The sequence below is a fragment of the Halomonas sp. I5-271120 genome, assembly GCF_030553075.1.
Lineage (GTDB): Bacteria > Pseudomonadota > Gammaproteobacteria > Pseudomonadales > Halomonadaceae > Onishia > Onishia taeanensis_A.
This window is the reverse complement of record NZ_CP130701.1, coordinates 2,197,818-2,223,742: the sequence shown is the minus strand read 5'-3', so window position 1 is coordinate 2,223,742 and position 25,925 is coordinate 2,197,818. Positions and strand designations below refer to the sequence as shown.

At 63.8% G+C, this 25,925-nt stretch carries 19 protein-coding genes; 7 read left to right on the top strand and 12 right to left on the bottom strand.

Annotated features, from left to right (window positions below; translation table 11 throughout):
• Positions 1–4: 4 nt before the first annotated feature.
• On the bottom strand, positions 5–445 hold the full coding sequence (gloA, locus tag Q2K57_RS09945; RefSeq protein ID WP_112055076.1) for a lactoylglutathione lyase: 441 nt from the start codon (positions 443–445) through the stop codon (positions 5–7).
• Between the two features lie 216 nt (positions 446–661).
• On the opposite strand from gloA, the gene Q2K57_RS09940 reads away from it, so the two are divergent.
• Together Q2K57_RS09940 and Q2K57_RS09935 are read left to right on the top strand one after the other, a co-directional pair.
• On the top strand, positions 662–1,195 hold the full coding sequence (locus Q2K57_RS09940; RefSeq protein WP_112055075.1) for a DNA-3-methyladenine glycosylase I: 534 nt from the start codon (positions 662–664) through the stop codon (positions 1,193–1,195).
• Positions 1,196–1,269: 74 nt separating this feature from the next.
• Entirely contained in the window at positions 1,270–1,395 is a 126-nt protein-coding gene (locus Q2K57_RS09935; RefSeq protein WP_258396297.1) for a hypothetical protein, read from the top strand.
• 161 nt (positions 1,396–1,556) lie between these two features.
• On the opposite strand, the gene Q2K57_RS09930 is transcribed toward Q2K57_RS09935, so the two are convergent.
• The 3 genes from Q2K57_RS09930 to metE form a co-directional block, all read right to left on the bottom strand.
• Complete coding sequence (locus Q2K57_RS09930) at positions 1,557–2,174, bottom strand: FMN-dependent NADH-azoreductase (RefSeq protein ID WP_112055074.1); 618 nt, start codon at positions 2,172–2,174, stop codon at positions 1,557–1,559.
• Positions 2,175–2,312: 138 nt separating this feature from the next.
• Positions 2,313–3,125, bottom strand: coding sequence for an MliC family protein (locus Q2K57_RS09925; protein WP_112055073.1), 813 nt, complete (start codon positions 3,123–3,125; stop codon positions 2,313–2,315).
• A 136-nt stretch (positions 3,126–3,261) separates the two neighbouring features.
• Positions 3,262–5,571 carry a 5-methyltetrahydropteroyltriglutamate--homocysteine S-methyltransferase gene (gene metE / locus Q2K57_RS09920; protein WP_112055072.1) on the bottom strand — a complete coding sequence of 770 codons (2,310 nt, stop codon included), beginning with the start codon at positions 5,569–5,571 and terminating at the stop codon, positions 3,262–3,264.
• A 133-nt stretch (positions 5,572–5,704) separates the two neighbouring features.
• Here metE and Q2K57_RS09915 point away from each other — a divergent pair, with 133 nt between their 5' ends.
• Positions 5,705–6,619, top strand: a complete 915-nt coding sequence (locus Q2K57_RS09915; RefSeq protein WP_112055071.1) for a LysR family transcriptional regulator — start codon at positions 5,705–5,707, stop codon at positions 6,617–6,619.
• Here the strand turns inward: Q2K57_RS09915 and Q2K57_RS09910 are convergent.
• Positions 6,606–8,255: an ATP-binding protein gene (locus tag Q2K57_RS09910; protein ID WP_304524955.1), complete on the bottom strand. Its 1,650-nt coding sequence runs from the start codon at positions 8,253–8,255 to the stop codon at positions 6,606–6,608. The two genes, Q2K57_RS09915 and Q2K57_RS09910, sit on opposite strands and share 14 nt — an antisense overlap.
• Positions 8,255–9,001, bottom strand: a complete 747-nt coding sequence (locus tag Q2K57_RS09905) for a response regulator (RefSeq protein ID WP_112055069.1) — start codon at positions 8,999–9,001, stop codon at positions 8,255–8,257. Before Q2K57_RS09905 ends, Q2K57_RS09910 begins: the two co-directional genes overlap by 1 nt.
• Positions 9,002–9,391: 390 nt before the next feature.
• Here Q2K57_RS09905 and Q2K57_RS09900 point away from each other — a divergent pair, with 390 nt between their 5' ends.
• Positions 9,392–12,298 (top strand): ribonucleoside-diphosphate reductase subunit alpha, encoded by a 2,907-nt coding sequence (locus Q2K57_RS09900; protein WP_112055068.1) that lies wholly within the window; start codon positions 9,392–9,394, stop codon positions 12,296–12,298.
• 87 nt (positions 12,299–12,385) lie between these two features.
• On the top strand, positions 12,386–13,636 hold the full coding sequence (locus Q2K57_RS09895) for a ribonucleotide-diphosphate reductase subunit beta (protein ID WP_112055067.1): 1,251 nt from the start codon (positions 12,386–12,388) through the stop codon (positions 13,634–13,636).
• 112 nt (positions 13,637–13,748) lie between these two features.
• Here the strand turns inward: Q2K57_RS09895 and Q2K57_RS09890 are convergent, their stop codons facing one another.
• The 4 genes from Q2K57_RS09890 to Q2K57_RS09875 form a co-directional block, all read right to left on the bottom strand.
• Complete coding sequence (locus tag Q2K57_RS09890) at positions 13,749–16,208, bottom strand: bifunctional diguanylate cyclase/phosphodiesterase (protein ID WP_181463074.1); 2,460 nt, start codon at positions 16,206–16,208, stop codon at positions 13,749–13,751.
• A 653-nt stretch (positions 16,209–16,861) separates the two neighbouring features.
• The gene (locus Q2K57_RS09885) at positions 16,862–17,407 is read right to left on the bottom strand and encodes a cytochrome b/b6 domain-containing protein (protein WP_112055065.1); all 546 of its coding nucleotides are present in this window, start codon (positions 17,405–17,407) and stop codon (positions 16,862–16,864) included.
• Positions 17,408–17,410: 3 nt separating this feature from the next.
• A complete protein-coding gene (locus Q2K57_RS09880) occupies positions 17,411–17,686 on the bottom strand; it encodes a PepSY domain-containing protein (RefSeq protein ID WP_112055064.1) in 276 nt (91 codons plus the stop codon).
• 168 nt (positions 17,687–17,854) lie between these two features.
• Positions 17,855–18,526, bottom strand: coding sequence for a cupin domain-containing protein (locus Q2K57_RS09875; protein WP_112055063.1), 672 nt, complete (start codon positions 18,524–18,526; stop codon positions 17,855–17,857).
• A 228-nt stretch (positions 18,527–18,754) separates the two neighbouring features.
• Here Q2K57_RS09875 and Q2K57_RS09870 point away from each other — a divergent pair, with 228 nt between their 5' ends.
• Both Q2K57_RS09870 and Q2K57_RS09865 read left to right on the top strand, forming a co-directional pair.
• Positions 18,755–20,575, top strand: a complete 1,821-nt coding sequence (locus Q2K57_RS09870) for a monovalent cation:proton antiporter-2 (CPA2) family protein (RefSeq protein ID WP_112055062.1) — start codon at positions 18,755–18,757, stop codon at positions 20,573–20,575.
• A 4-nt stretch (positions 20,576–20,579) separates the two neighbouring features.
• Positions 20,580–21,512, top strand: a complete 933-nt coding sequence (locus Q2K57_RS09865; RefSeq protein ID WP_112055061.1) for a DUF808 domain-containing protein — start codon at positions 20,580–20,582, stop codon at positions 21,510–21,512.
• 92 nt (positions 21,513–21,604) lie between these two features.
• Here Q2K57_RS09865 and Q2K57_RS09860 read toward each other — a convergent pair whose 3' ends face one another.
• Complete coding sequence (locus Q2K57_RS09860) at positions 21,605–24,019, bottom strand: ATP-dependent DNA helicase (RefSeq protein WP_112055060.1); 2,415 nt, start codon at positions 24,017–24,019, stop codon at positions 21,605–21,607.
• Complete coding sequence (locus Q2K57_RS09855; protein WP_304524954.1) at positions 24,016–25,893, bottom strand: VRR-NUC domain-containing protein; 1,878 nt, start codon at positions 25,891–25,893, stop codon at positions 24,016–24,018. The genes Q2K57_RS09860 and Q2K57_RS09855 overlap by 4 nt, the downstream gene beginning before the upstream one ends.
• Positions 25,894–25,925: the final 32 nt, after the last annotated feature.

The following is a 25,925-nucleotide window of genomic DNA, read 5'->3' as shown; positions in this document are numbered from 1 at the left end:
GACCTTACCAGCTGCCGGTGTTTTCCATCGATGCCCAGGGCTCCTTCGGCGCCAGCGCATCGCCGGCCTGCAGGAGCTCGACGGAGATGCCATCGGGGCTCTTCACGAACGCCATGTGGCCGTCGCGGGGCGGACGATTGATGGTGACGCCGCCCGCCTGCAGGTGCTCGCACAGGGCATAGATGTCATCGACACGATAGGCCAGATGGCCGAAGTTTCGCCCGCCGGTATATTCCTCCGGGTCCCAGTTGTGGGTCAGCTCGATCATCGGCGCACGATCCTCATGAGCGCGGGTCTCATCGCCCGGGGCGGCCAGGAACACCAGCGTGAAGCGGCCCTTCTCGCTGTCCTTGCGGCTGATCTCGGTGAGGCCGAGCAGGTCGCAGTAGAAATGCAGGGAAGCATCAAGGTCGCTGACCCGGACCATGGTGTGAAGATATTGCATCGGTACCTCTCCTGATAATGCATGAACGAATGGATGGATGAGTGAATGAACGAGTGCGTTAAAGAAGGAAACACGCAATGCCATGATGCGTGGAACGAACACTGATCGCGAGGATCATTAAGGTGCGTATCATAAGACGATGGCGCCCCTGACGCGACGACAGGCTCATGGAGTCGAGCCGCAGGACCACGAGTTTACGTACGAAGAGGAGCACCCTTGGCTGACTATTGCGACCTGGCGCCCGGGCATCCGTTCCACGGCCCCTACCATGACCACGATTACGGCTTTCCGGTCGAAGACGACGCCACTCTGTTCGAGCGGCTGGTGCTTGAGATCAACCAGGCCGGGCTTTCATGGCTGACCGTGCTCAAGAAGCGCGAGGCCTTCTTCGAGGCCTTCCGGGGCTTCGACGTCGATCGGGTCGCGGCCTTCGATGACGATGACAAAGCGCGGCTCTTGAGCGATGCCCGCATCATTCGCAATCGCCTGAAGGTCGATGCCGCCATCCACAATGCCCGGGTGGTCCAGCAACTCAGGCAGGAACACGGCAGCTTCCATGGCTGGCTCGAAGCTCACCACCCACGGCCTCACGGCGACTGGGTGAAGCTCTTCAAGCGCACTTTCCGCTTCACCGGCCCGGAGATCGTCAATGAGTTTCTGATGAGCACCGGCTACCTGCCCGGCGCCCACCGGGACGACTGCCCGGTACAGGCCCGCGTGCTGGCGGCAGCCCCGCCCTGGGCGCGCTGAGCGCCCTCTTTCCTCAACATGCTATTCACAGCCCCCTCACAGGCTATCCACAGACTCGCTGCGAGGTGTCTGGAATGGACTCCATTCGCGGCACCCGGGAGGCGCTCGGTCAGCTGGCCCGCCGCGCCCTCAACCAGGGGACCCTATGCTTGGGTGACTACGTGTCCCAGCGTCTGACAGTCGAGGCGCGAAGCTGTTGAGGGGTGGCTGAAACCGCTGCTGGCATCGCTGGCGACGCCCCAGGCTCACCGCGATGGCCTCTCACACAAACAGCACGGCCCCGGTATCCGGGGCCGTGCTGTTGTATCGCCAATATATCGCTGGCCCTTCGAGGCGACTCAATGCGCCTCTGGACGAGCCTTTACAGGCGCTCGAGGTAGCCGTCGATAGCCTGACGCGCCTCTTTCATGGTCTCGGCGGCGTGCTTGTCGCCCATCGCCAGACCCTCGGCGAACACCATATCGACGTCAGAGATGCCCATCAGACCAAGCATCGACTTGATATGCGGGGTCTGGGAATCCATCTCGGTGCCGGCATACTGACCGCCACGAGTGGTCAGCACCAGGGCACGCTTGCCCTCGACCAGACCCTGTGGGCCGCTTTCGGTGTAGCGGAAGGTCTGGCCGGCACGCAGAATGCGGTCGAACCATGCCTTGAGCTGTGACGGTATGCCCAGGTTATAGAGCGGTGCCGCCAGTACCAGCACGTCGTGATCGAGCATCTCCTGGATCAGCGAGTCGGAGCGCTCAGCGAGCCCCGCCTGCTGGTCGCTGCGCTCGGCGGGATCCACACCCCAGCTGGACAGCTCATTGATGTCCAGGTGCGGAAGCTCGTCCTTGATCAGGTCACGTTCGGTGACCGTGACGTCATCGCGCCCCTCGAGGCCTTTTATGAGATGGCCGGTCAGCGCGCGAGACTGGCTGTTCTCGCCGAGAATGGAAGACGTTACGACAAGTACCTTGGTGGACGGCGCGGTCATGGACATCTCCTTGGAAAAATAGGTGTTGATTAATGAATCCTATTTTAGGTGCATGCCATGACATGAAAAGCGCAAAAATACGCGCCTTCCATGCGATAAAATAGAAAGAAGCCCCGATAAACCGAGGCTGAAGGCGTATCAGGGCGCGATACCCTGACCGCAGCCGCGATAGGTCTTGCCATCGACATCGAGCGTCACCCGCACCGGGAAGGGCTCGCCGCTCATGCTGTCGAAGCAGGCCCGCGCCTCGAGCTCCAGGTTAAAGGGCGTGTCGGCGCGACCGCTGGCCAGCGTCACCCGGCCCCGCTCGTTGTCCAGCGAGGTAACCCGGTATGGCGACTCGATCTCGCGCTCGCCGTTGTCGAGCATCAGCGACAGGTGCGGCGCATCGTGATCCAGACGCACCGTCCAGCCAGGCTCATTGCCACGGCCATGGAACATCACCCCGGGACGCTGGGCGCGAGTCAATGCCGCCCGGGTCTGATCCCGCTGGCATTCGAGCCGCCCACGATCACTCTCGACCATCGCCTCGCCGCCCTTCTCCCAAAAGCTCAGGTCGTTCTTCACGTAGCGACTACCGGACGCAACCACCGCTGGCGTCAGCCGATAGGCATCGTAGGCCGACCACAGCCGCAGCTCGCCTTGCGGAAACGCCGTGACCAGATCCTGAGCGGGCGTGCAGCGCCAGGCCTCGAAGCGCTCGGCCTCGCCGGCGAAGAAGGCCGACGGCATGAGCGGTGCTTTGGTTGAATCCTGCTTATCGACGTCGGCGGGGGTGCTGACATCACTGACGATAGGGGCCGAACTATCGGGCTGGGGAGCACCGGCACAGCCCGCCAGCAGCACGCTCAGGCCGAGCGCGGCCACCCGCAGGGGTGACGATACGCTGTCGGTTGAAGGGTGGGCAGAGACGGCGGCGCCGCAAGACGCCGTACGAGACAACAGGGGCATGCAACCTCCTTGTCGGTGGAAGAATCCTGGCCGATTGAAGAATCCTGGTCGGCGAGAGTGCCTGATGTGCCCAAGCATAACAGGGGCCAGCGCCCTTGGCGCCGGCCCCTGAAGGGGTTTTGCCTGCCATCGCGTCTTAGCCGTGGCGGCGGCGCAGCACCCGGGCCGCCTCGACCATGTGGGTGAGTGCCGGTTCGACCTCGGCCCAGCCGCGGGTCTTGAGGCCGCAGTCCGGGTTCACCCAAAGCCGCTCGGCAGGAATCCTGTCGAGCGCTTTCTCCATCAGCGCGACCATCCAGTTGACCTCGGGAATGTTCGGGGTGTGGATATCATAGACCCCCGGCCCGATCTCGTTGGGATAAGCGAACTCCTGGAAGGCATCCAGCAGCTCCATGTCCGAACGCGAGGTTTCGATGGTGATGACGTCGGCATCCAGCGCAGCGATTGCGCCGATGATGTCGTTGAACTCCGAGTAACACATGTGGGTGTGGATCTGGGTCTCGTCACGCACCCCGGCCGCCGAAAGCTTGAAGGCATTCACCGCCCAGTCGAGATAGCCCTGCCAGTCGCCCTGGCGCAGCGGCAGCCCCTCGCGCAGCGCCGGCTCGTCGATCTGGATCACGGCAATGCCGGCGGCTTCCAGATCCGTGACCTCGTCACGCAGCGCCAGCGCGATCTGCCGGCAGGTGGTGGCCCGCGGCTGGTCGTCGCGCACGAAGGACCACTGCAGGATGGTTACCGGCCCGGTCAGCATGCCCTTCATCGGCTTGTCGGTGAGCGACTGGGCATATTCGCTCCAGCGCACCGTCATCGCCGTCGGACGAGTGATGTCGCCGAAGATCACTGGCGGCTTGACGCAGCGCGACCCATAGCTCTGCACCCAGCCGAAGCGCGAGAAGGCCACGCCGTCGAGCTGCTCACCGAAGTACTCGACCATATCGTTGCGCTCGGCCTCACCGTGCACCGGCACATCCAGGCCCAGCGACGCCTGGCGGTCGACGACGTGAGCGATTTCCTCGCGCATGCGGGCTTCATAGGCCTCGCGAGTGATCTCACCGGCCTTGAAGGCACGCCGCGTAGCGCGAATGTCGCCAGTCTGCGGGAAGGACCCGATGGTGGTGGTAGGAAATAGCGGCAGTTGCAGGCGCCGTGCCTGCTGAGGCGCCCGTTCCGGGTAGGCGCTGGCCCGCTCGGCATCGGAGGCCGTGGTGGCGGCGAGGCGCGCGGAAACGTCCGGGCGGTGGATGCGCGTCGAGGCGCGCCGGGCCTCCAGGGCCTCGCTGGCCTCTGCCAGCCGCACCCGGTCCTGCTCGGTCGCACGCTGGTCCACCAGGCGCGAAAGACTCACCACCTCGTCGAGCTTCTGGCGGGCAAAGGCCAGCCAACCGCGCAGCTCCGGGTCCAGGGTCGCGCCCTCGCCGGCCTCCCGGGCAAGATCCACCGGCACGTGCAGCAATGAACAACTCGGCGCCAGCCACAGCCGTTCGCCGAGGCGAAGCCGTGCTTCGCCGAGCCGCTCACGCAGCAGGGCGAGATCAGCACGCCAGATGTTACGACCGTCGATGGCGCCGACCGACAGCACCTTGTAGCTCGGCAGATTGTCGAGCACCGTGGTGAGCTGCTCGGGCGCGCGCACGGTATCGATATGCAGGCCATCCACCGGCAGCCCCGCCGCCAGGCGCAGATTGTCGCCCAGGGCGCCGAAGTAGGTCGCCAGCAGCAGTTTGACCGGGGCACTGGCGAGCTGGTTATAGGCGGCCTCATAGGCCTCTTTCCACTCCTGGGGCAGATCCTGGACCAGCGCGGGCTCATCCAGCTGCACCCATTCCACCCCCAGGTCGGCGAGACGCGACAGCACCTGACCATAGACGGGCAGAACGGCCTCCAGCAGCTCGAGGCGCGAGAAGTCTTCGCGACCGCCCTTCTCCTTGCCGAGCCACAGCCAGGTCAGCGGGCCGGTCAAGGTAACCTTGACCCGATGCCCGGCGGCCTTGGCCTCCTCGACCTCGTCGAATAGGCGTTCGCTTGAGAGCCGGAAGGTCTGGCCCTCGTGCAGCTCCGGGACCAGATAGTGATAGTTGGTATCGAAGTATTTGGTCATCTCGCAGGCGGCGGCCGGCGTGCCGCTGGGGGCGCGGCCGCGGGCCATGCGAAAATAGGTGTCCAGGTCGGCCGAAGCCGAGTCGTCTTGCTCGCTGAAGCGCTTGGGCACCGCACCGAGCAACGCCGAGACGTTGAGCACTTGATCGTAGAAGGCGAAGTCGCCAACGGTGATGAGGTCGAGACCGGCGGCCTGTTGATCTTGCCAGTGGCGAGCGCGCAGCGCGCGGCCCTCGGCTTCCAGCGCCGCCTGATCGATGTCGCCCTTCCAGTAGGCTTCGGTGGCTTTCTTCAGTTCGCGATCGGCACCGATGCGCGGATAGCCGAGAATGTGAGCCAGCGTCATGGTTATTCCTTTGCGTAATTAAGAGATACACTTGGCAATGAATTCGCCATAAGCGATGGAGGCAGTTTCGCTGGCCGCCGAGAGTGAATCAAACTAAATTATCTAATCTACAACATGAAAAGCGCTCACCCACATGCTGGAACTCCGTCACCTCCGTACCCTGATTGCCCTGCGTGATGCCGGCTCGCTGGTGGAAGCCGCCGAGCGCGTCCACCTGACCCAGTCCGCCCTGTCCCATCAGCTCAAGGATCTCGAGGAGCGCCTGGGCAACTCGCTGTTCCTGCGCAAGACCCGGCCGGTGGAGTTCACCCGCGCCGGCCAGCGCCTGCTGGCGCTGGCCGAACAGATCCTGCCCGAGGTGCGCATGGCCGAACGGGACCTGGCGAGGCTCGCTGGCGACGAACGAGGCCGGCTGCACATGGCCATCGAATGCCACAGCTGCTTCCAGTGGCTGATGCCCACCATCGACTATTTCCGCGATCACTGGCCCGAGGTCGAGGTCGATATCCCCAGCGGCCACAACTTCGACCCGCTGCCGGCGCTGGCCCGGGAACAGCTCGACCTGGTGATCACCGCCGACCCTCAGCCGCTGCCCGGAGTGCACTACGAGCCGCTGTTTCGCTACGAGGGGTTACTGGCAGTGGCCAAACAGCACCGCCTGGCCGGCAAGGCCTGGATCGGACCCGATGAGCTGGCCGACGAGACCCTGATCACCTATCCGGTGGAGCACGCGCGGCTGGATGTCTTCACTCAGTTTCTCGATCCGGCCGGGGTCCGCCCCCAGGAAATACGCACCGCCGAGCTGACCATCATGATGATGCAGCTGGTGGCCAGTGGACGCGGCGTCTGTGCGCTACCCAGTTGGGCGCTGACGGAATACCTGGAGCGGGACTATGTGCGCGGCGTGGCGCTGGGCGAACAGGGCATGTGGAGCACGCTGTTCGCGGCCATCCGCGAGGACAGCCGCGATGCCCCCTGGATGGAGGACTTTCTGCGCACCGCGCGCGAGACCTCGTTCGCGGTGCTGGAGGGCATCAAGCCGGCGTGACGCCGGCCTGCTTGAGGGGCAGCAACAGGCTGAAGCGCGCGCCGCCGAGACGAGAACTATCGTCGACCATCACGCTGCCACCGTGCCAGAGCATCACCTTGTGGACGATCGACAGACCCAGGCCATAGCCACCGGAGCGCCGGGTACGGCTGTCGTCGAGCCGGGCGAAGGGCTTGAAGATCTCCTCGCGCTCGGCGACCGGCACGCCCGGTCCGTCATCCTCGACGTCCAACCGCGCCACCTGACCGTCGTCACTCAGGGTCAACCTGACTTGGCTAGAGGCATGCCGACAGGCGTTGGCGACCAGGTTCTGCAGCGCGCGCTGTAGATAACGCGGGTCTGCCACCACCTCGACAGGCGGCCCGGGCATCACCTGCAGCGAGAGTTTGGCATGCAGCGGCGCGAGTGCCTCGACCACGTTATCGGCAAGATCCCGGCAGTCGACCAGCTCGGCCTCCTGCAGCACACCCTGGGCGTGGTCATTGCCCAGCTTGGCATAGGTCAGGATCTCGTCGATCAGGCCGTCGAGCTCCTCGATGTCGCCGTCGATGCCGGAAAGCTGGCGCCGCACGGGCCCGCTGTCGGTCATGTCCTCGACCATCTGCACGGCGAAACGAATGCGCGCCACCGGGGTGCGCAGTTCATGCGACACCGCACGAATCATTTCCTGCTGCGCCCGCAGCAGCGCCTGCACCTGGGACGCCATGCCGTTGAACGCCATGCCGACCCGGCCCAGGAAGTCGCCACTCTCGACCTTGACCCGGGTGTTCAGATGGCCACAGGCGATACGGGTGGCGGCCTGTTCGAGGCGCGCCATTCGAGACTCCACGCCCCTCACGATCATGTAGATAATACCGGCCAGCACGCCCAGCATGGCGACCAGCAGCGACAGGGACAGCGACAGGGACATCGGCTCGAAAGCCGCCAGCGGCCCTACCTCGACCCACTGGATACCGCCGCCAGCCGCGGGCAGGCGCAGATACAGCGTCATCGCCCAGCGCTGGGGCAGCAGTTGAATGACCACCTCGGTATCGCGCAGGCGGGCAATCTGGGTTGGGGGTAGGTCTTCGGGTGGAGTATCGGTAAGTTGCGCCTGGATCACCGGGCTCTTGAGGCGCTCGAGACGCTCGAGACGCGCCTCGCCGTCGACCTCGGCCAGCCACTCCCCGAGCTGGCGAGCAAGGCCCAGCAACTGCTGTTCAGAGAGACTCTTGAGCTCGGCACGCAGCATCCAGGTCTCACCAGGCAGTTGGCGAAACAGTTTCCAGCCTTGGCCCTCGGCCTCATCGACCTCATCCACCAGGGTACGGCCACTTTCGAGGCTGGTGCGCTGAAAGAAGTTGAGCGGGTAATTGCGACGATCATGCAGGCTCAACGTCATCGACAGCTGCTCGCTCTTGCGGGCCAGCCAGGCATCACGGCGAGACAGCGGCAGAGCAGCCAGCTGGAGCGAAAGCAACGTCATCGGGGCTTCTGCCAGCTGCTCGCGGTAGTGATCATGGCGGACCTTGTCGACCAGGGCAAAGGTCGACAGGGCAAGAACAAAGGTCAGCACCAGTGCCAGCGCCAACCATACATAGACCCGAAGGAAGGCGCTGTCGGCCAGTGGCCGTGGCAACAGGCGAGAAAGCACCATCAACTATCCTTGACGAACAGGTAACCCTTGCTGCGGACGGTCTTGATGCGGTGTGGTTGGTTGGGGTCGTCCCCGACCTTGGGCCGAATGCGCGACACTCTAACGTCAATGGAACGATCCTGGCCGTCATACTTAATGCCGCGCAGCTGCGAGAAGATCTCCTCCCGGGTCAGCACCCGGCCGGCATTGCTGGCCAACAGCCACAGCAAATCGAACTCGGCGCTGGTCAGATCGATGCGCTCGCCCTCGAGCCAGGCCTCGCGCGTGGCACTATCGATTTCCAGGTTACTAAAGGTCAGCCGCCCTTCGCCGGTCGGTATGCTGACATCGGCGCGGCGCATCAGTGCCCGCATACGCGCCAGCAGTACCCTTGGCTGCACGGGCTTGGGCACGTAGTCATCGGCGCCCATCTCCAGCCCCAGCACCTGATCCATGTCATCGGTGCGGGCGGTCAGCATCAAAATCGGACCATCGTAGTCTGGCCGCGCCCGGCGACAGATCGACAGGCCGTCTTCACCTGGCAGCATCAGATCGAGGATCACCAGATCCGGCTGCAATTCGACGATCTTTTCGACCCCCTTGGCTCCATCAGCCTCTACCGTCACAGTGAAGCCATTGGCCTCGAGATAGTCTCGCGTGAGCTCCGCGAGTCGCTCGTCGTCCTCGATGATCAGGACATGATCGTGGTCATTGCTTAGCACGCTCTCGCTCGCTCCTCGTTGACGTCCAGTTACTGCAATTGTCATTGGATAGCATATACCAGTCTGCATGATACCCCAGCAGATGCTGTTTTGGCTGTCATTGAGACTCATTAGACTATGAGGTGCGCCTGATATAAAAGTCATCAACCGCTCTAGGATGCGGACTCCACGCGGTCGCTTTCTCACCCCCAAGTCAGGCACAAGATACCCACAGGTTATCCACTTGATGAAAGCTCTCGAGCACACTATCTTGTGCTGCATATCAGAAACGACACAAGATAGTGTGCTCCTAGCAATTCAGAGCACGACTGTCAAACCACGCTGTCCAAGCAGCGCGGCCCCCGGTTTCGCCCAGATATAATCGTTGACCAGACCATCCGTTCAACGTCCTGGGCTCCGCTCATCCATCAATCACCGCTAGGAAGACACGGCGCCATGGATACTACGCTTTCCCCCGGCAACTCGTCCGTCAACGTGACCGCCCCACAGCAACTGCGGGTGATCAAGCGCAACGGCGATGTTGCACCCTTCGATGCCAGCAAGATCGCCGTCGCCATGTCCAAGGCGTTCATCGCCGTGGAAGGCGACAACGCCGAGGCCTCCTCGCGCATCCGCGATTTCGTCACCCAGGCCTCAGACGCCATCTGCGAGGCCTTCCTGCGTCGCATGCCGGATGGCGGCACCCTGCACATCGAAGATATCCAGGACCAGGTCGAACTGGCGCTGATGCGCGCCGGCGAGCAAAAGGTCGCCCGCGCCTACGTGCTCTATCGCGAGGAGCATGCCCGGGCGCGCGCCGCTGCCGGCGATGATATCCAGAAGCCCCACCCCAGCCTCAATGTGACCCTGCCCGATGGCACCTTGCGTCCGCTGGACCTGGGCCGCATCGAGACCCTGGTCTATGAGGCCTGCTCGGATCTACCCAATACCGAGCCGCAGAAGATCGTCGACGACTCGGTGCGTAACCTCTATGACGGGGTGAGCAGCGACGGTGTCTCCCAGGCGCTGACCATGACCGCGCGCACCCTGGTCGAGAAGGACCCGAGCTACACCTACGTCACCGCTCGCCTGCTGCAGGACAACATCCGCCGCGAGGCGCTGTCCTTCCTGGGCGTGGCCGAGGAAGCCACCTACAGCGACATGGCCGAGCTCTATGCGCCGGCCTTCAAGGCCTACATCGAGAAAGGCATCGAATTCGAACAGCTCGACGAAGCGCTGGCCGAGTTCGACCTGGAGCGCCTGGCCGCGGCGCTCGACCATACCCGCGACAACGCCTTCACCTACCTGGGCCTGCAGACCCTCTACGATCGCTACTTCATTCACCGCGATGAGGTGCGCTACGAGCTGCCCCAGGTGATGTTCATGCGCGTCGCCATGGGCCTTTCGCTCAACGAAGACGACCGCGAAGCGCGCGCCATCGAGTTCTACGAGCTGCTGTCGAGCTTCGACTACATGGCCTCCACGCCGACTCTGTTCAACTCAGGCACTCAGCGCAGCCAGCTCTCCAGCTGCTACCTGACCACCGTGCCCGACAACCTCGACGGCATCTACAGCGCGATCCGCGACAACGCCATGCTCTCCAAGTGGGCCGGCGGCCTTGGCAACGACTGGACGCCGGTGCGCGCGCTGGGCTCCTACATCAAGGGCACCAACGGCAAGTCTCAGGGCGTCGTGCCCTTCCTCAAGGTGGTCAACGACACCGCCGTGGCTGTCAACCAGGGCGGCAAGCGCAAGGGCGCGGTCTGTGCCTACCTCGAGTCCTGGCACCTGGACGTCGAGGAATTCCTCGAGCTGCGCAAGAACACCGGTGACGACCGTCGCCGCACCCATGACATGAACACCGCCAACTGGGTGCCGGACCTGTTCATGAAGCGGGTCTTCGACGACCAGGAGTGGACGCTGTTCTCGCCGGCCACCTGCCCGGACCTGCACGACCTCTACGGCGCGGCCTTCGAGAAGCGCTACCAGGAATACGAAGAGATGACCCGTAACGGTCAGCTCAAGCTCTTCAAGCGGGTCAAGGCCAAGGACCTGTGGCGCAAGATGCTGTCGATGCTGTTCGAGACAGGCCACCCGTGGATCACCTTCAAGGATCCCTGCAACCTGCGCAGCCCGCAGCAGCATGCCGGCGTGGTTCACAGCTCCAACCTGTGCACCGAGATCACCCTGAACACCAGCGTCGATGAGATCGCGGTGTGCAACCTGGGCTCGGTCAACCTCGCGCAGCACATGACCGACGGCGAGCTCGACGACGAGAAGCTGAAGAAGACCGTGCGCACCGCCGTTCGGATGCTCGATAACGTCATCGACATCAACTACTACGCCGTGCCGCAGGCCAAGAACTCGAACTTCAAGCACCGCCCGGTGGGGCTCGGCATCATGGGCTTCCAGGACGCCCTGTATGCCCACGGCATCGCCTACGCCTCCGAGCAAGCCGTCGACTTCGCCGACCGTTCCATGGAGCTGGTCAGCTATCACGCCATCGAGGCTTCCTCGGATCTGGCCGCCGAGCGCGGGCAGTACCAGAGCTACGAGGGCTCGCTGTGGAGCCAGGGCATCCTGCCGATCGATTCCATCGAGAAGCTCAAGGCCGAGCGCGGCGAGAAGTACATCGAGGTCGACACCTCACAGACCCAGAACTGGGATCAGCTGCGCGAGAAGCTGGCCGATCAGGGCATGCGCAACTCCAATGTCATGGCCATCGCCCCGACCGCGACCATCTCCAACATCTGCGGCGTGTCGCAGTCGATCGAGCCGACGTATCAGAACCTGTTCGTGAAATCGAACCTGTCCGGCGAGTTCACAGTGGTCAACTCCTACATGGTCAACGACCTCAAGGAGCGTGACCTGTGGGACGAGGTGATGATCAACGACCTCAAGTACTACGACGGCAGCGTGCAGCCGATCGACCGCGTACCGGACGATCTCAAGGCCAAGTACGCCACCGCCTTCGAGGTCGAACCCAAGTGGCTGGTGGAAGCCGCCTCGCGTCGCCAGAAGTGGATCGACCAGGCACAGTCGCTGAACCTCTACATTCAGGGCGTGTCCGGCAAGAAGCTCGACGTGACCTATCGCATGGCCTGGTTCCGCGGTCTCAAGACCACCTACTACCTGCGTGCGCTGGGCGCCACCTCGGTCGAGAAGTCCACCGTTGATCGCGGCAACCTCAACGCCGTCGGCAACGGCAGCGAGCCGTCGCCCAAGCCTGAGGCAGCCCCGGCGCCGGAAGCCAAGCCGGAAGCCCGCGGCATCGAGGACTTCCTGAGCGGCAAGAGCGGCAGCGGTTCGCGCGCGCCCTCGGCCGGCGATATCGATGAGCTGGGCTGCGAGGCCTGCCAGTAACGGCGCGACGCCAAGCGCTGATTCACTTTCAAGACCGGAAGGCCCCGAAGGCGCCTTCCGGCCCCACGACACATCGAGGAAGACGACATGCTGAACTGGGACGAGTTTCACGAAGACACGATTGACGACGATACCGCGGTCGCCGACAAGCCTGCCGAGGCCAAACCCGCCCCGGCCGCAGCGCCCGAGCCCACTCCTGAGGCAGTCGCGGAAAGCGCCGGTCAATACCAGACCGCCGATCAGGACCGCCAGGCCCGCGCCAAGCAGTCCCTCGAAGAACTCGACGTGGCCGCCGGCCTCGAGGAACTCGAGATGGGCGCCAAGCGTATCGAGGTCGACCAGAAGCGCATGATCAACGCCCGCGCCGACCTCAACCAGCTGGTGCCCTTCAAGTACGAGTGGGCCTGGCAGAAGTACCTGGATGGCAGCGCCAACCACTGGATGCCCCAGGAAGTGAACATGAACGCCGACATCGCGCTGTGGAAGAGCGCGGACGGCCTCACCGCCGACGAGCGTCGCATCGTCGAGCGTTCACTCGGCTACTTCTCCACCGCCGATTCCCTGGTTGCCAATAACCTGGTGCTGGCCGTATATCGCCTGATCACCAACCCCGAATGCCGCCAGTACCTGCTGCGCCAGGCCTTCGAAGAAGCGATCCACACCCACGCCTACCAGTATTGCGTGGAGTCGCTGGGCATGGACGAAGGCGAAGTCTTCAACATGTACCGCGAGGTGCCTTCGGTTGCCGCCAAGTCAGCCTGGAGCCTCAAGCACACCCAGTCGCTGTCGCGTCCAGACTTCCAGACCGGTACTCCGGAGACTGACCAGGAGCTGCTGCGCAACCTGATCGCCTTCTACTGCGTGACCGAAGGCATCTTCTTCTACTGCGGCTTCAGCCAGATCCTGTCCATGGGCCGGCGCAACAAGATGACCGGCGTCGCCGAGCAGTTCCAGTACATCCTGCGCGACGAGTCCATGCACCTGAACTTCGGCGTCGACATGATCAACCAGATCAAGATCGAGAACCCGCACCTGTGGACGCCGGAGTTCCAGGACGAGGTCACCCAGATGATCCTGCAGGGCACCGAGCTCGAGATCGCCTATGCCCGTGACACCATGCCCCGCGGCGTGTTGGGCATGAACGCGGCGATCATGGAGGAATACCTGCACTTCATCTGCAACCGTCGTCTGGCGCAGATCGGCCTCAAGGAGCAGTTCCCGGGCGCCAAGAACCCCTTCCCGTGGATGAGTGAGATCATCGATCTGCGCAAGGAGAAGAACTTCTTCGAGACCCGCGTGACCGAGTATCAGGTCGGCGGCGCGCTGAGCTGGGACTGAGCTCACCACAAGGATGGCGTAACGCCTGCTTCCACAAACACCCGCCACTCGGCGGGTGTTTTTTTGCCTGGATACCAGGCTCTTGCGCGGACGTGATATGCCACGCGGCGACTCAGGCCGAGCCCGTGCGCTCGCTCAGCCAGGGCATCAGGCGCTCAAGCGGCATGGGTCTGGCCAGGAGATAGCCCTGGTAGAGATCGCAGCGCTGCTCTTTCAGATAATCGAGCTGGGCCTGGGTCTCCACCCCTTCGGCGACCACCTTGAGTTCCAGCTCCTTGGCCAGAGTGATGATCCCTTTGCAGATGGCAGCATCCTTGGTGTTGTGGCTCACATTACTGACGAAGCTTCGATCGACCTTGATCTTCTTGATGGGCAGGTAGCGAAGATAGCTCAGGCTCGAGAAACCGGTTCCGAAGTCATCGATGGCGGTGGTCACACCGAGGTCTTGCAGCTCATTCATTCGCTCGATGGCACTGTCGGTGCTTCGCATAAGGATGCCCTCGGTGAGTTCAAGCTCCAGATGCTCGGGGGAGAGTCCGGCCGCCTCTAGCGTCTGCTTGAGGCCAGCCAGAAAATTGGCGCGGTGAAACTCCAGCGGCGACAGATTGATGGACACCCGTCCATTGAATAGCCCACGCGCCAGCAGCTCCTTAACATCACGGCAGGCGCGTGCCATCACCCACTGGTTCAGGACAATGATCTGTCCGGTCTCTTCGGCAAGGGGGATGAAATCACAGGGCGGAATGGCCCCCTTGGTGGGGTGCTGCCAACGCACCAGCGCTTCGAGCCCGTCCAGTCGGCCATCAGCGTCCAGCAGCGGCTGATAATGCAGGGTCAGACGCTCCTGAGTGATCGCTTCCTGAAGCTCATTGCGCAGAGTTAGCCGCTGAGACAGACGGCTGTCGAGATCGGCACTGAACTGATGGTAGGTATTACGCCCCTTCTGTTTGGCCTCATACATGGCCATGTCGGCCTGCTGAATAAGCTTGCCGTCCTGTTCATCACTTGTGGCGTCACTGTTCGCATGACTGATGGCGATACCGATGCTCGCTGAGAGGTACAGCTCGTGACCGCCCACTCGATGTGGGGCCACGAGCTCATGCAATAACCGACTGGCCACCTCGCTGGCCTCGCGGCTCTCTTGCAGATCCGGCAACACCAGCACGAATTCGTCTCCCCCCAACCGAGCCAGCGTGTCGCTGGGCCTTAGCCCCCGGCCCAGACAGCGCGTCACGCTGATCAGGAGCTGATCGCCGACCTCATGCCCGAGGGTATCGTTGATCGGCTTGAACTCATCAAGATCGATGAACAGTACTGCCAGCACATAGCCGTGTCGGCGAGCCAGTGCTAGACCTTGTTGAAGCCGGTCGTTGAGCAATGCTCGATTGGGGAGCCCGGTCAGGGCATCGTGGCTAGCATGGTAGGCCAACCTCGCTTCCTGATCCTTGCGTTCGGTGATGTCATTCATGATGCCGACGAAGTGCGTAGCTCGACCTTGGGCATCACGTACCGGAGAAATGAACAGCTGATTCCAGAACGGCGTGCCATCGGAGCGGTAGTTCAGCACGGTGAGTGCCAACTCCTGCCCCTGATCGAGAGAGGCCTGTATCCGTGCAGCCTGCATGGGATCGGTCTCCGGGCCCTCGAGGAAGCGGCCGCTACGCCCTAATACCTGATCGTCGCGATAGCCAGTGATGCGAGTAAAGGCAGGATTAACGTAGATGACCGGGTGCTCTGGCTGGGTAGCATCGGTGATGATCACGGCATTGCTGCTGGCCTCGATACTGCGCTCGAGCACATTCAGGCGCTCCATGTCACGCTGGCGCTGTGTAATGTCTTCGACGATGCCATACACGCCCTGAACCCGATCATCCACCATGATCGGCAGCAGTCTCACATCGAGACCCTTGGGCGCCTGGCCCGGCGGCGTAAATTGCAGCTCATACTGCTGAATCTGGCCGCCCTTCACAGCTTCGAAGGCCGCTACCACACGCTTGAGTGCCTGACGGCCCACGGCCTCAGGCGTCAGCACCTGCTCGAGAGAACGCCCCAGAAGCGCCGTGGCATCGATGCCAATGACGGCCTCTGCCGCCGGATTGATGCTGCGATGAACGCCATCAAGGTCTATCGACATCACCGCATCGGGGTTTTGAGTGAACAGCGAACGAAAGCGCTGCTCGCTGATATAGAGCTCTCGCGTCTGCGACGAGCGAATGGACATCAGCGACAAGCTGACGATCAGCTGATGCGTAAGACCGATGCCCATCAGCCCGGCGCCCAGCCCCAGGCTGCCGACCAGCGTCTCAGCCCGCTCTGGCAGCTCCCGAGGCAGCACCCCACTGACCAGCCACCAGACCATTATGCTCAGAGTGATACCCAGAGCGGCGATGATGAGGATCGTGCGCGAAAGCGGAGGCAACAGCTCTCCTTGAACCGGAGCACTCAGCAGCAGCGCCGCCCCCAGTAGCATCACTTCAAGACTTGAGACCAGGGTAAGGGGCGTGAAGAGGACCGACGAGGCGTCGCTATCGGCGGGCCACAGCCATAGCGTCAACGACAGGCCGCCCAACATGACCGCAAGCCATCCACCCCTTCGCGATAGGCGCGAGTGTAGCGCCGCACGCCAGCGCCCATGATGATAAACGATCCCCATCAGGCCAAGTGTCAGCAATAGCAACAGGACGCTGACTAATGGTGAAGCCATCCGCCAAGGCGGCATTGGTATATGAGGCAGGATCGTGATCGTATGAGGTAGAGCCGTTTGAGGAAGAAGCACCACCAGGATGTTGATCAGAGCAAGAATAAGACTGGTGATCAGCAGGACCAACAGGCCCGCCTGGCGCATCAACGCTCGATTATTCAAATCCATTTGAATGTGACCTAGGTAATCCAGCGGACTGCTGTTGCTGTCGAGTCTTTCTTAGCGAATCCAGCAACCGAATCTGGAGCGCACCTTGAGTGAGAGGCGTGTCGGCATAACCGAAAGCCGAGGAAGGTGGTTAATTATTGTTAATGGAACGTAATGATATAGTACCTCCCGGTGTATCGAAATATTAGCCGCTTCCCATAAAATTAGTCAGCTTCCATACAACAGTGCCAAGCGACACTGCCCCGTTAATAGGCTAGGCGCTGTTTTTGGCCAAGCACGACCACCAGGCAGACAAAACAGACATGAAAAAGGCAGGCCGTTGGCCTGCCTTTCTGAGTAGTACGCCTCTCGCTACCTCAGAGTTGATCGTTGCCCGTCGGCGGACGCTTCCTGCCGGTGACCATGGCACGCATGAGGTTTTCCCTCGATAGCCAACTGGAAGCGATTACCCCCAGCAGGTGCAATCCCACCAGCGTAAGCACCAGATTGCCTGCCAGCACGTGAAGCTGCTGCACCCAATCCACGCCCCAGAAACGGTCGGTCGTCGACAGCCAGCCGGAGCAGGTCAGCACCGCGAGCCCTATCAGCAAGGCGATGATCATCGCCGCGCCGGCCGGATTGTGTCCCAGATAGCGCGTTTCCTTGCCCGACAGCATCTCGCGCAGGTGGGCAAAGACCGCAAACGGGGAGCGTACGAAACTGGTAAAGCGCGCCCGCTGTGGGCCGACGATACCCCACAGGCAGCGCCAGGCCAGCAGGCCCGCCACGGTATAGCCCGCCCAATGGTGCAGACTGCCCCACTCGTCGGCGCTGAACCAGGCAGTGGCAAAGGCAGCCACCAGCCCCCAGTGGAACAGCCGCAACCAGAGGTCCCAGACCTTTACTGATGACGGCTTGGCCATGACTCAGTCCTCATCCTCGGAGACGGGCTCGAGAGACTGGGGATCGAAATACACTTCCCGACGCTTGCCGTCTGCGTCGATGGCATAGGCCTCGTAGCAGCCGCTATCGACCTTGATGTTCTTGATCGTCCAGCCCTGGTCAGTGAGTTGCTGCTCGAGCGCCTGCTGGGGCTGCCACTGATCTTCGGGCACATCGCAGCGGTCGCTGGCCTGGGCGGTAGCAGCACCGGCCATGGCGATCATCGACAGCAGCAGCGTCACGGGTTTGAGGTGAGTCATCGTCTTTCCTCCTCGTACGATCTCAGAATGAGTGCCACTCAGGTGGCATCACCCACTCTCCTCCCTGTGACTTAAGGCAACCTTAGCGGCGACGAGACGTTTCGCAGGAAGAAGGGGCGGCGAATCAGCAACACGAAAAAGACCTGACGTAAAAACCCATCGCTGGGCTCAGCGCTGCTCGCTCGGCAGATGCCCGACCTTGACGTAGATCAGCGCCCCCTCTTCCTCGGTGAAGGGCGCATGGCGACTCAGGTGAGGACTTCGCAGCCAGCTGCCTGCCGGATAGGCACCGTGTTCGTCATGGAAGCAGCCCTCGATCACGAAAATCTCCTCGCCGCCCCAGTGGGAATGGCCGGCAAAACGGGTATGGGGTGCCCACTTCACCAGTGCCACATGCTCGCCGCCGATGTCGTGCAGCGGGAGCACCTCAAGGCCCTCGACCTGGCCGGGATACCAGCTGGCCGCCCGGGTATCGAAGGCGAAATGGGCCCTGTCATCGGCGGCGAACTGATGCAGCTTGACCAGGATGGTAGCTCCGTCAGCCCCCACTCGCGGCGCATGGTGAGTACCGATGGGATTGCGCAGGTAATAGCCGGCAGGATAGCGGCCATGTTCATCGCCGAACTCACCTTCCAGCACCAAAATTTCTTCGCCGCCGCCATGCTCGTGGGTCGGAAAGTGGCTGTTGGGGGCATAGCGCACTAGCGAGGTAGCCCTGGCGACCTCATCGCCAATGCGATCGAGCATCATCCGCTCGACGCCTGGGGTCGGCGAGGGAACCCACCGATAGTCCTCGGGGGTGATCACGACTTTCTTCGAGAAATCGGCGTTGAGCTGCATGACAAGACATCCGGTCGGCGAAACGTAAGCAACGAAGGCGTGCAAAAGAAACGAAATGTGCAAAGGAGACGTGCCACAAGCATGTGCCACAAGGGGAATGCGGGCATGAAGCGTGCGCCTTCGCCCGGTCTGGCGCAAGACGCGCCCGGCCCATGTTGTCGGGTCGTGTAGAATCATCCTCTAAGGGAGTCTAGAAAGTGCCTCCACACATATAACAGGGAGACGAAGGTGGCCATTGCGCTATTGATCAACGTGCTGATCTTTCTCGCCGCGGCGGTGCTCATCGTGCCGCTGTTCAAGCGCCTTGGGCTCGGCGAAGTGCTCGGCTATCTGGCCGCCGGGGTCGTGATCGGCCCTTCGGCGTTGGCCCTGGTGCCCGACGCCGACGCAGTGTTGCAGTTTTCTCAGGTGGGCATCGTTTTCCTGCTGTTCGTGATCGGGCTGGAACTCAAGCCCTCCCGACTCAAGCTGATGCATCGGGTGATTTTTCGCTTCGGTGGCCTGCAGGTGACCATGACTACGCTGGGGTTATCGGCGGCGGCCTGGGGGCTGGGCCTATCCCCGGTGGCGGCTCTGGTGGTGGGCTTCAGCCTGGGGCTGTGCTCAACGCCGCTGGTGCTGCAGCTGCTGGGAGAACGTCACGAGTTGCAGACTCGCCACGGCCGCAATGCCTTCTCGCTGCTGCTGTTTCAGGACCTGGCGGCGATCCCGGTGCTGGCGGCGATTCCCATTCTAGGCGCCGGCTCGCTGTTGGCCGAAGGCGTCACACCGCTGCTCGCCGAGGTGGCCGTCGCCTTCGGCGCCTTCGCCGGGCTGATCATCGGCGGCCGGCTGCTGCTCCGCCCGTTATTCCGCTTCGCCGCCGGCACCGAAAGCCGCGAGGTATTCTCGGGGACCGTACTGCTGGTGGTGATCGGTGCGGCATTGCTGATGGAACTGGCCGGCCTGTCGATGGCGCTGGGTGCTTTCATCGCCGGGGTGCTGCTGGCCGACTCGGAATTCCGCCACAATATCGAGGCCGATATCGAGCCGTTCCGCGGCCTGCTGCTGGGGCTATTTTTCATGGCAGTGGGCATGACCGCTCAGATCGGCCTGCTCGCCGACATGCCGCTGATCATCATTGGCCTGACCGCGGCTCTGCTGCTGACCAAAGGGCTCTCCGTACTGGCAGCCTCGAGGCTCTATGGCACCGGCTGGAAGGAGGCCACGACGCTCGCCATGCTGCTCTCACAGGGCGGTGAATTCGGCTTCGTGCTGCTCACGGCGGCCGGCAGCGCCGCGCTGCTGGATCGCGAGCTGGTCAACCTGCTGGTGCTGGTGGTCTCGCTGTCGATGGCAACCACACCGCTTCTGTATCTGATCCATGTGCGCGGCATTCGTCCGCTGTTCAAGGGCAAGCGCAAGAAGCCCAGTTTCGATCAGCCGGTGGACGATTCGCCGCAGATCATCATCGCCGGCTTCGGCCGCTTCGGACAGATCATGGGCCGCGCTCTACAGGGCCTGAAGATTCCCTATACGGTACTCGACGTCAACGCCGAGCAGGTCGAGTTCGTGCGCCGCTACGGCAACAAGGTCTACTATGGCGATGCCTCGCGCATCGACCTGCTCGAGGCCGCCGGCGCTGACAAGGCGCGGGTGATGGTGGTGGCGGTAGGTGACACAGAGGCCTCGATGCGCATCGTCGCCCAGGTGCAGCGCCAGTTCCCGCATCTGCGCCTCTATGCTCGGGCCCGCAACCGCTATCATGCGCATCTGCTGATGCGGGCAGGCGTCGAACACCTGGTGCGCGAACTGCTGCCGGCAAGCCTGGAGCTGACCCGCGAGGTGCTGATCGAACTGGGCGTCACCCGCGATCAGGCCCAGCACACCATCGACACCTTCCGCCCCCACGATGAGCAGGCGCTGCGCCGCCAGCTCGAGGTCTTCGGCAACGAGAAGAAACAGATTCAGACCGTGCAGGAAGCCGCCCGCGAGCTCGAGGCACTCTACGAGGCCGACGAGGAGATCGATACCTCGCTGACGCCCCTCTCACGCCCCCCACAAGGATGACGCCATGGCTGGTGCAAGTTTACTGACGCTGATCGATGACATCGCCACCCTGCTCGACGACGTGTCGCTGATGACCAAGGTGGCGGCCAAGAAGACCGCCGGCGTACTCGGCGACGACCTGGCGCTGAACGCCCAGCAGGTCACCGGCGTCAAAGCCGACCGGGAGCTGCCGGTGGTGTGGGCGGTGGCCAAGGGCTCGCTGCGCAACAAGCTGATTCTGGTGCCGGCGGCACTGGCGATCAGCGCCGTGATCCCCTGGCTGGTGACGCCGCTGCTGATGCTCGGCGGTGCCTTCTTGTGCTTCGAGGGCGCCGAGAAACTGCTCCACGTGCTAAGCCACGATAAGGACGAAGACGCGGCGGCCCATGCCGAGCACGTCAAGGCGCTTGCTGATCCCGCGACCGACGTGGTGGCTTTCGAGCGCAACAAGATCAAGGGCGCCGTGCGCACCGACTTCATCCTCTCCGCAGAGATCATCGCCATCACCCTGGGCAGCGTGGCCGGCGCCCCCTTCGTCCAGCAGGTGATCGTGGTGTCCGGCATTGCCGTGGTCATCACCGCCGGCGTCTACGGGCTGGTGGCCGCCATCGTCAAAATCGACGACTTGGGTCTCTACCTGAGCCAGCGCGGTGGGCGCCTGATAAAGGCCGCCGGTCGCGGCCTGCTCGCCGCCGCGCCGATACTGATGAAGACGCTGTCGGTGGTCGGCACCGCCGCCATGTTCATCGTCGGCGGCGGCATCCTCGTTCACGGCCTGCCGATGCTGCATCACGGCGTCGAGGCGCTGGCAGAGCGCGCTGGCGAACTGCCCACCACCGGCGCGGTGCTGGGCCCGCTCAGCAGTATCGCTCTCAATGCCGGTATCGGCCTGGCCGCTGGCGCCGTGCTGGTCGCTATCGGCAAGGCGGTCGCCGCCCTGCGCGGCCGCCGCGCCTGATCGCCGGCGCCTGGCACCTTCCCCAACGCATATCGCAGGATGCTCTTTTCCATGCACCCTGCGCGGTTCGTTACTATCAGCGTTCGTGACTATCAAGGCAGACGCCACCAGCCCGGCAGCAGGGCCCTGACTTCGGGACGGGCAAAGCGGTCGTCCATCAGCACCACCACGCCGCGATCCTCGGGGGTGCGAATCACCCGGCCGGCGGCCTGCACCACCTTGTTGAGGCCCGGATACTGATAGGCGTAGTCGAAACCGCGACCGAAGCGCGCCTCGAGCTGTTCGCGCAGGGTCTCCTGCCGCGCGTCCACCGGCGGCAGGCCCAGGGTGGCAATGAAGGCGCCGATCAGCCGATCGCCGGGCAGGTCGATGCCCTCGGCGAAGGCCCCGCCCAGTACCGCGAAGCCGATGCCCTGCCCGCCCGAGACGAAGCGGGCGAGAAAGGCGTCCCGGGCCCCTTCATCCATCCCCCTCGCCTGCCGCCAGATAGGAATCTCGCCGTGGGCGTCGCCAAAACGTGCGGCGACCGCTTCCAGATAGGCGAAGCTGCTGAAGAAGGCCAGATAGTTGCCCGGCGCACGCTGGAACTGCTCGTGAAGGGTCGCAACGATCGGCTCGATGGAGGCCTGGCGATGGGCAAAGCGGGTCGAGATATCCCGGCGGATATGCACGTCGAGCTGCTCACAGGCGAAGGGCGAGGCCACCTCGAGACAGGGCGTTGCCGCCGGCAGGCCCAGCAGATCGCGAAAATAGCCGCCCGGCGAGAGGGTGGCCGAGAACAGTACCGCGCTATGGCTCGCCGCGAAGCGCGGTGCCAAAAAGGGCGCCGGGATCAGGTTGCGCAGCGCCAGTCGGGCCCGCCCGCGGCCGCTTCGGGTGAGCTCGAAGAGCGAGTGGTCATCGAAGACCTCGGCGAGCCGGGTGAAGGCCAGCGCCTCGAAAAGAAACTCCTGCAGGGCCGGGTCGACCTCGCCGGGGTGCTCGGCCAGATAGTCGGTGATCGACGTCGCCGCCTGGCCAAGGGCCCTGAGCATCCCTCTGGGCGGCGCGGAAAGCACCTGATAGTCCGCCGCTCGGCTTGATTGGCCGCCCTTGCGCTTACGATCGCCGCGGGTATCGCCTGATCGCCACGCCTGAGCATTCTGCTGGCCGGGCTGGCCGGCTCCCTGCTCTTTCCCCAGATAGCCTCCCGTCTCTTTCTCCCCGCCCTTCTCTTCGCCCAGGGCCGCCCACTGACGACCGAGTCGCTCCAGAGGCTTCACCAGCGCCGGTGGCGCCTGGCGGCGCAGCCCCGCGAGCCGGCGCTGATCCAGCTCGGCGCTGTACATGCCGCGCGCCCTATCGATCAGGTTGTGGGCCTCGTCGACCAGCACCCCGACCCGCCAGTCATGGGCCTGGGTCAGCGCATGGAGCAGGGCGTGTACGTCAAAGTAGTGATTGACGTCGCCGACCACCACATCGCACCAGCGAGCCAGCTCCTGCCCCAGATAATAGGGGCAGACCTGATGTTCCAGCGCCACCTCGCGCAGCGCCGCCCGGTCGAGCCACCCTCGTTCGGTAGCAGCCTGCCGCGCCGCGGAAAGGCGATCATAGAAACCCCTGGCCAGCGGGCAGGCCTCACCGTGGCAAGCGGTGCCTGGGTACTCACAGGCTTTCTCGCGGGCGATCAGCTCCAGCACGCGAAGCGCGGGAGCTGCCTTCTGCGGCTCGAGGGATGCCTCCAGCCGCTCCAGGGCTTCCAGGGCCAGGCGCCGCCCGGGGGTCTTCATGGTCAGGAAGAACAGTCGATCCAGCCCCTGGCGAGGCATAGCGGTGAGCATCGGAAACAGCGTGCCCAGGGTCTTGCCGATGCCGGTGGGCGCCTGGAGTAGCAGTGCGCGGGAGGTGCTCGCCGCCTTGTAGACCGCCTCGGCCAGCGGCCGCTGGCCGGTGCGAAAGGCGGCGAAAGGAAAGCCGAGCTGCCTGAGTGCTGTGTCGCGGCCCTCACGGTGCGCCCCTTCCTGCTTGGCCCAGGCCATGTAGCGTACGCAGTGATCCCTGAACACCGCTTCCAGCGCCGGCGCCGTGCAGGTCTCGCTGAGCCGGGTCTCCCGGCCGCTGCCGAGTTCCAGGTAAACAAGCGACAGGGTCAGACGCTCGAGACCACGGGTCCGACACAGCAGGGCACCATAGACGTAGAGCTGGGCCCAGTGCAGGGCCCGCTGGTTGTCGGCCATGCGCGCCAGATCGCCACGATGGGTCTTGACCTCCTCGAGACAGCTCCTTGTCGGGTCAAAGCCGTCGGCTCGACCGCTAACCACGAGAGCCTGGCCCGTCTCGTCGACGTAATCGCCTGCGAGGGCCACCTCGGTTTCAAAGGCTGGGTCCGCCGCCCGGCGCCGCTCGGCGATCAGTTCATGACCGGCGATGCCCTCGCTGGCGGTAGGCGACGGGGTGAAGCGATGATCGAGGTCCCCGCGACGGGCGGTGAAGTCGCATAGGGCACGCACCGCGACCCTGAGGCTCACGGTGCGCGTGCTCCCAGGGGCTCGTCCCGGGGCTCTTTCAAAGACTCTTTCAAGGGCTCATCCAAGAACTCGCCCCCGCTCTCTTCAGTACTATTTCCAGTACTCTCTGCAGTACTCTCTGCAGTACTCTCTTCAATACCCTCTTCAATACCCTCTTCCCAACGCACCTCGCAGACCGCCGCAGGGATGCCCTGCTCGGCGAAGAAGGCGAGCCAGCGGCGCTGGTTATCCTGCAGCCGGTCGCCCGGTCCCTTGACCTCGATCAGCCGATAGCGCGGCCCCGTCTCCGCCTCCGGCGAGAATTGGATCAGATCCGGCAGCCCGGCACGGTTGGCTCGCGGGTCCTCAAGCAGGCGCTCGAACAGCACGCGCAGATGCATCGCCGGGATGCAGGCCAGGGCCTGCTCGAGCATGGCCGCATCGAGTACCCCCCAGTGCACGAAGGGCGAGGCCAGGCCCTGCTTGTCCTGAAGGCGCGCGCGCAGAGTGGCGGGATAGCGGCCATCGTCGAGCTCGGCGAGGCAGGCATCGAAGTGCGCCCGGCGTCGGGTGACGAAGTCCTCGCGGAAGAGATCGGCGGGCCCACTGTGGAAGGGATGGAAGAAGGCGCCGGGAAGCGGTGCGAAAATAGCGGGCCAGCACAGCAGGCCAAAGAGCCCGGTGATCAGGGTGTTTTCCACGTAATGCACCGGAGCCGACGGCTCGGCGAGATGGTCACGCACGGCGAACTCCACCCGGCCAGCTGAGGCAGGCAGCGTCAGGGTAAAGCGCTTAGGCGCGGGGGCCCGGGCCGGCGCAACGGGCCGTCCCAGGCGGCGACCCAGCCGGGTTTCCAGCCGAACCAGCGCCTGCGCCTCGGCGGCATCACGAGGGGCCGCCAGAGCGCGCCTGACCTTGGCGAGGATGGCGGCGTGGGTCTCCTCGCTGTCGGGGTCGTTTGCCGCACGACGTTCGGCCAGGCGCAGCGCCCGCACGCGTGCCTCGGGGTGACTAGAGTGGGGGTAAAGCTCGGCGGCCAGGGTTATATCGCCCTGCCGCTCGGCCTCACGGGCGAGCCGGAACACCAGCCGGCCACGCCGCGTCTCAAGCCAGGCATTGGGCGCACAGTCAGGGGAAACGACGGACGAGCTGTCGGGCAACAGCGGCCACAGCGCGCCCGGAGGCTCGCCGTCGTCCAGCCGCTCACGTAACGCTTCCAAGGCCAGGTAGGTATCGACCTCGTGGCGCGCCTGAAAGGCACGGGAGTCATCGCTAAAGGAGACCTGCTCGAAGCGCTGATGGCCAAGCTCGGCAAGCACGAATTCCGAGAAGTCCTGACGCAGATTGCCAAAGAACATCAGCCGCAGCCGCTCGCAGAGCGCCATGCAGGTGAGTTCGACCACGGAGACCTCGTCAGGTGCTCCCCAGCCGTCGAGCGAGCGGGGAGCGGGCAACCCCGGGCTCAGTGCCTTCAGGAGCCGCGCCTTGCTGACGCCCGCGGGCAGCCCCGCCGCGCGGATGTCATCGCAAAGCCACTGGCGCAGCTCGCCAAGCGTTGCCAGACCGAACAGCCCGACAAGATCGAGCCTTGGGGCGTCGTCGACGAGCCCCGCCTCGACCAGGGATTCCAGGGCCAGGCGGGGATCGCCGATCTCGGTATAGTGCAGCTTATCAAGGCGAAAGCGGCTGCCCTTGCGCATGACCATGCGCGTGAGCAACGCCAGCGAGGCCGCCGGCAAGCGACCAAGGCGCGTCAGCGTCGCGTGCTCCTCGCCGCTCAACAGGTCACCGTAGCGCGCGACGACCCAGTCGAGCACGAAGCGGAAATTGGTCAGGTAATAGCGCGGGTCATCCAGAGAGGCGGTGACCGGCGCCGCCGGCGGGGCACTGTTCATTCATCCATGCTAGCAAGGGAAGCTTGGCCGCG

Coding starts and splice junctions, on each gene's coding strand:
- Q2K57_RS09905 (WP_112055069.1), bottom strand. CDS start 9,001: ATGACAATTGCAGTAACTGGACGTCAACGAGGAGCGAGCGAGAGCGTG.
- Q2K57_RS09935 (WP_258396297.1), top strand. CDS start 1,270: ATGGACTCCATTCGCGGCACCCGGGAGGCGCTCGGTCAGCTGGCCCGC.
- Q2K57_RS09910 (WP_304524955.1), bottom strand. CDS start 8,255: ATGGTGCTTTCTCGCCTGTTGCCACGGCCACTGGCCGACAGCGCCTTC.
- Q2K57_RS09900 (WP_112055068.1), top strand. CDS start 9,392: ATGGATACTACGCTTTCCCCCGGCAACTCGTCCGTCAACGTGACCGCC.
- Q2K57_RS09885 (WP_112055065.1), bottom strand. CDS start 17,407: ATGGCCAAGCCGTCATCAGTAAAGGTCTGGGACCTCTGGTTGCGGCTG.
- Q2K57_RS09875 (WP_112055063.1), bottom strand. CDS start 18,526: ATGCAGCTCAACGCCGATTTCTCGAAGAAAGTCGTGATCACCCCCGAG.
- Q2K57_RS09865 (WP_112055061.1), top strand. CDS start 20,580: ATGGCTGGTGCAAGTTTACTGACGCTGATCGATGACATCGCCACCCTG.
- Q2K57_RS09855 (WP_304524954.1), bottom strand. CDS start 25,893: ATGAACAGTGCCCCGCCGGCGGCGCCGGTCACCGCCTCTCTGGATGAC.
- Q2K57_RS09880 (WP_112055064.1), bottom strand. CDS start 17,686: ATGACTCACCTCAAACCCGTGACGCTGCTGCTGTCGATGATCGCCATG.
- Q2K57_RS09925 (WP_112055073.1), bottom strand. CDS start 3,125: ATGCCCCTGTTGTCTCGTACGGCGTCTTGCGGCGCCGCCGTCTCTGCC.
- metE (WP_112055072.1), bottom strand. CDS start 5,571: ATGACGCTGGCTCACATTCTCGGCTATCCGCGCATCGGTGCCGATCGC.
- Q2K57_RS09915 (WP_112055071.1), top strand. CDS start 5,705: ATGCTGGAACTCCGTCACCTCCGTACCCTGATTGCCCTGCGTGATGCC.
- Q2K57_RS09930 (WP_112055074.1), bottom strand. CDS start 2,174: ATGACCGCGCCGTCCACCAAGGTACTTGTCGTAACGTCTTCCATTCTC.
- Q2K57_RS09890 (WP_181463074.1), bottom strand. CDS start 16,208: ATGTTGGGCGGCCTGTCGTTGACGCTATGGCTGTGGCCCGCCGATAGC.
- Q2K57_RS09895 (WP_112055067.1), top strand. CDS start 12,386: ATGCTGAACTGGGACGAGTTTCACGAAGACACGATTGACGACGATACC.
- gloA (WP_112055076.1), bottom strand. CDS start 445: ATGCAATATCTTCACACCATGGTCCGGGTCAGCGACCTTGATGCTTCC.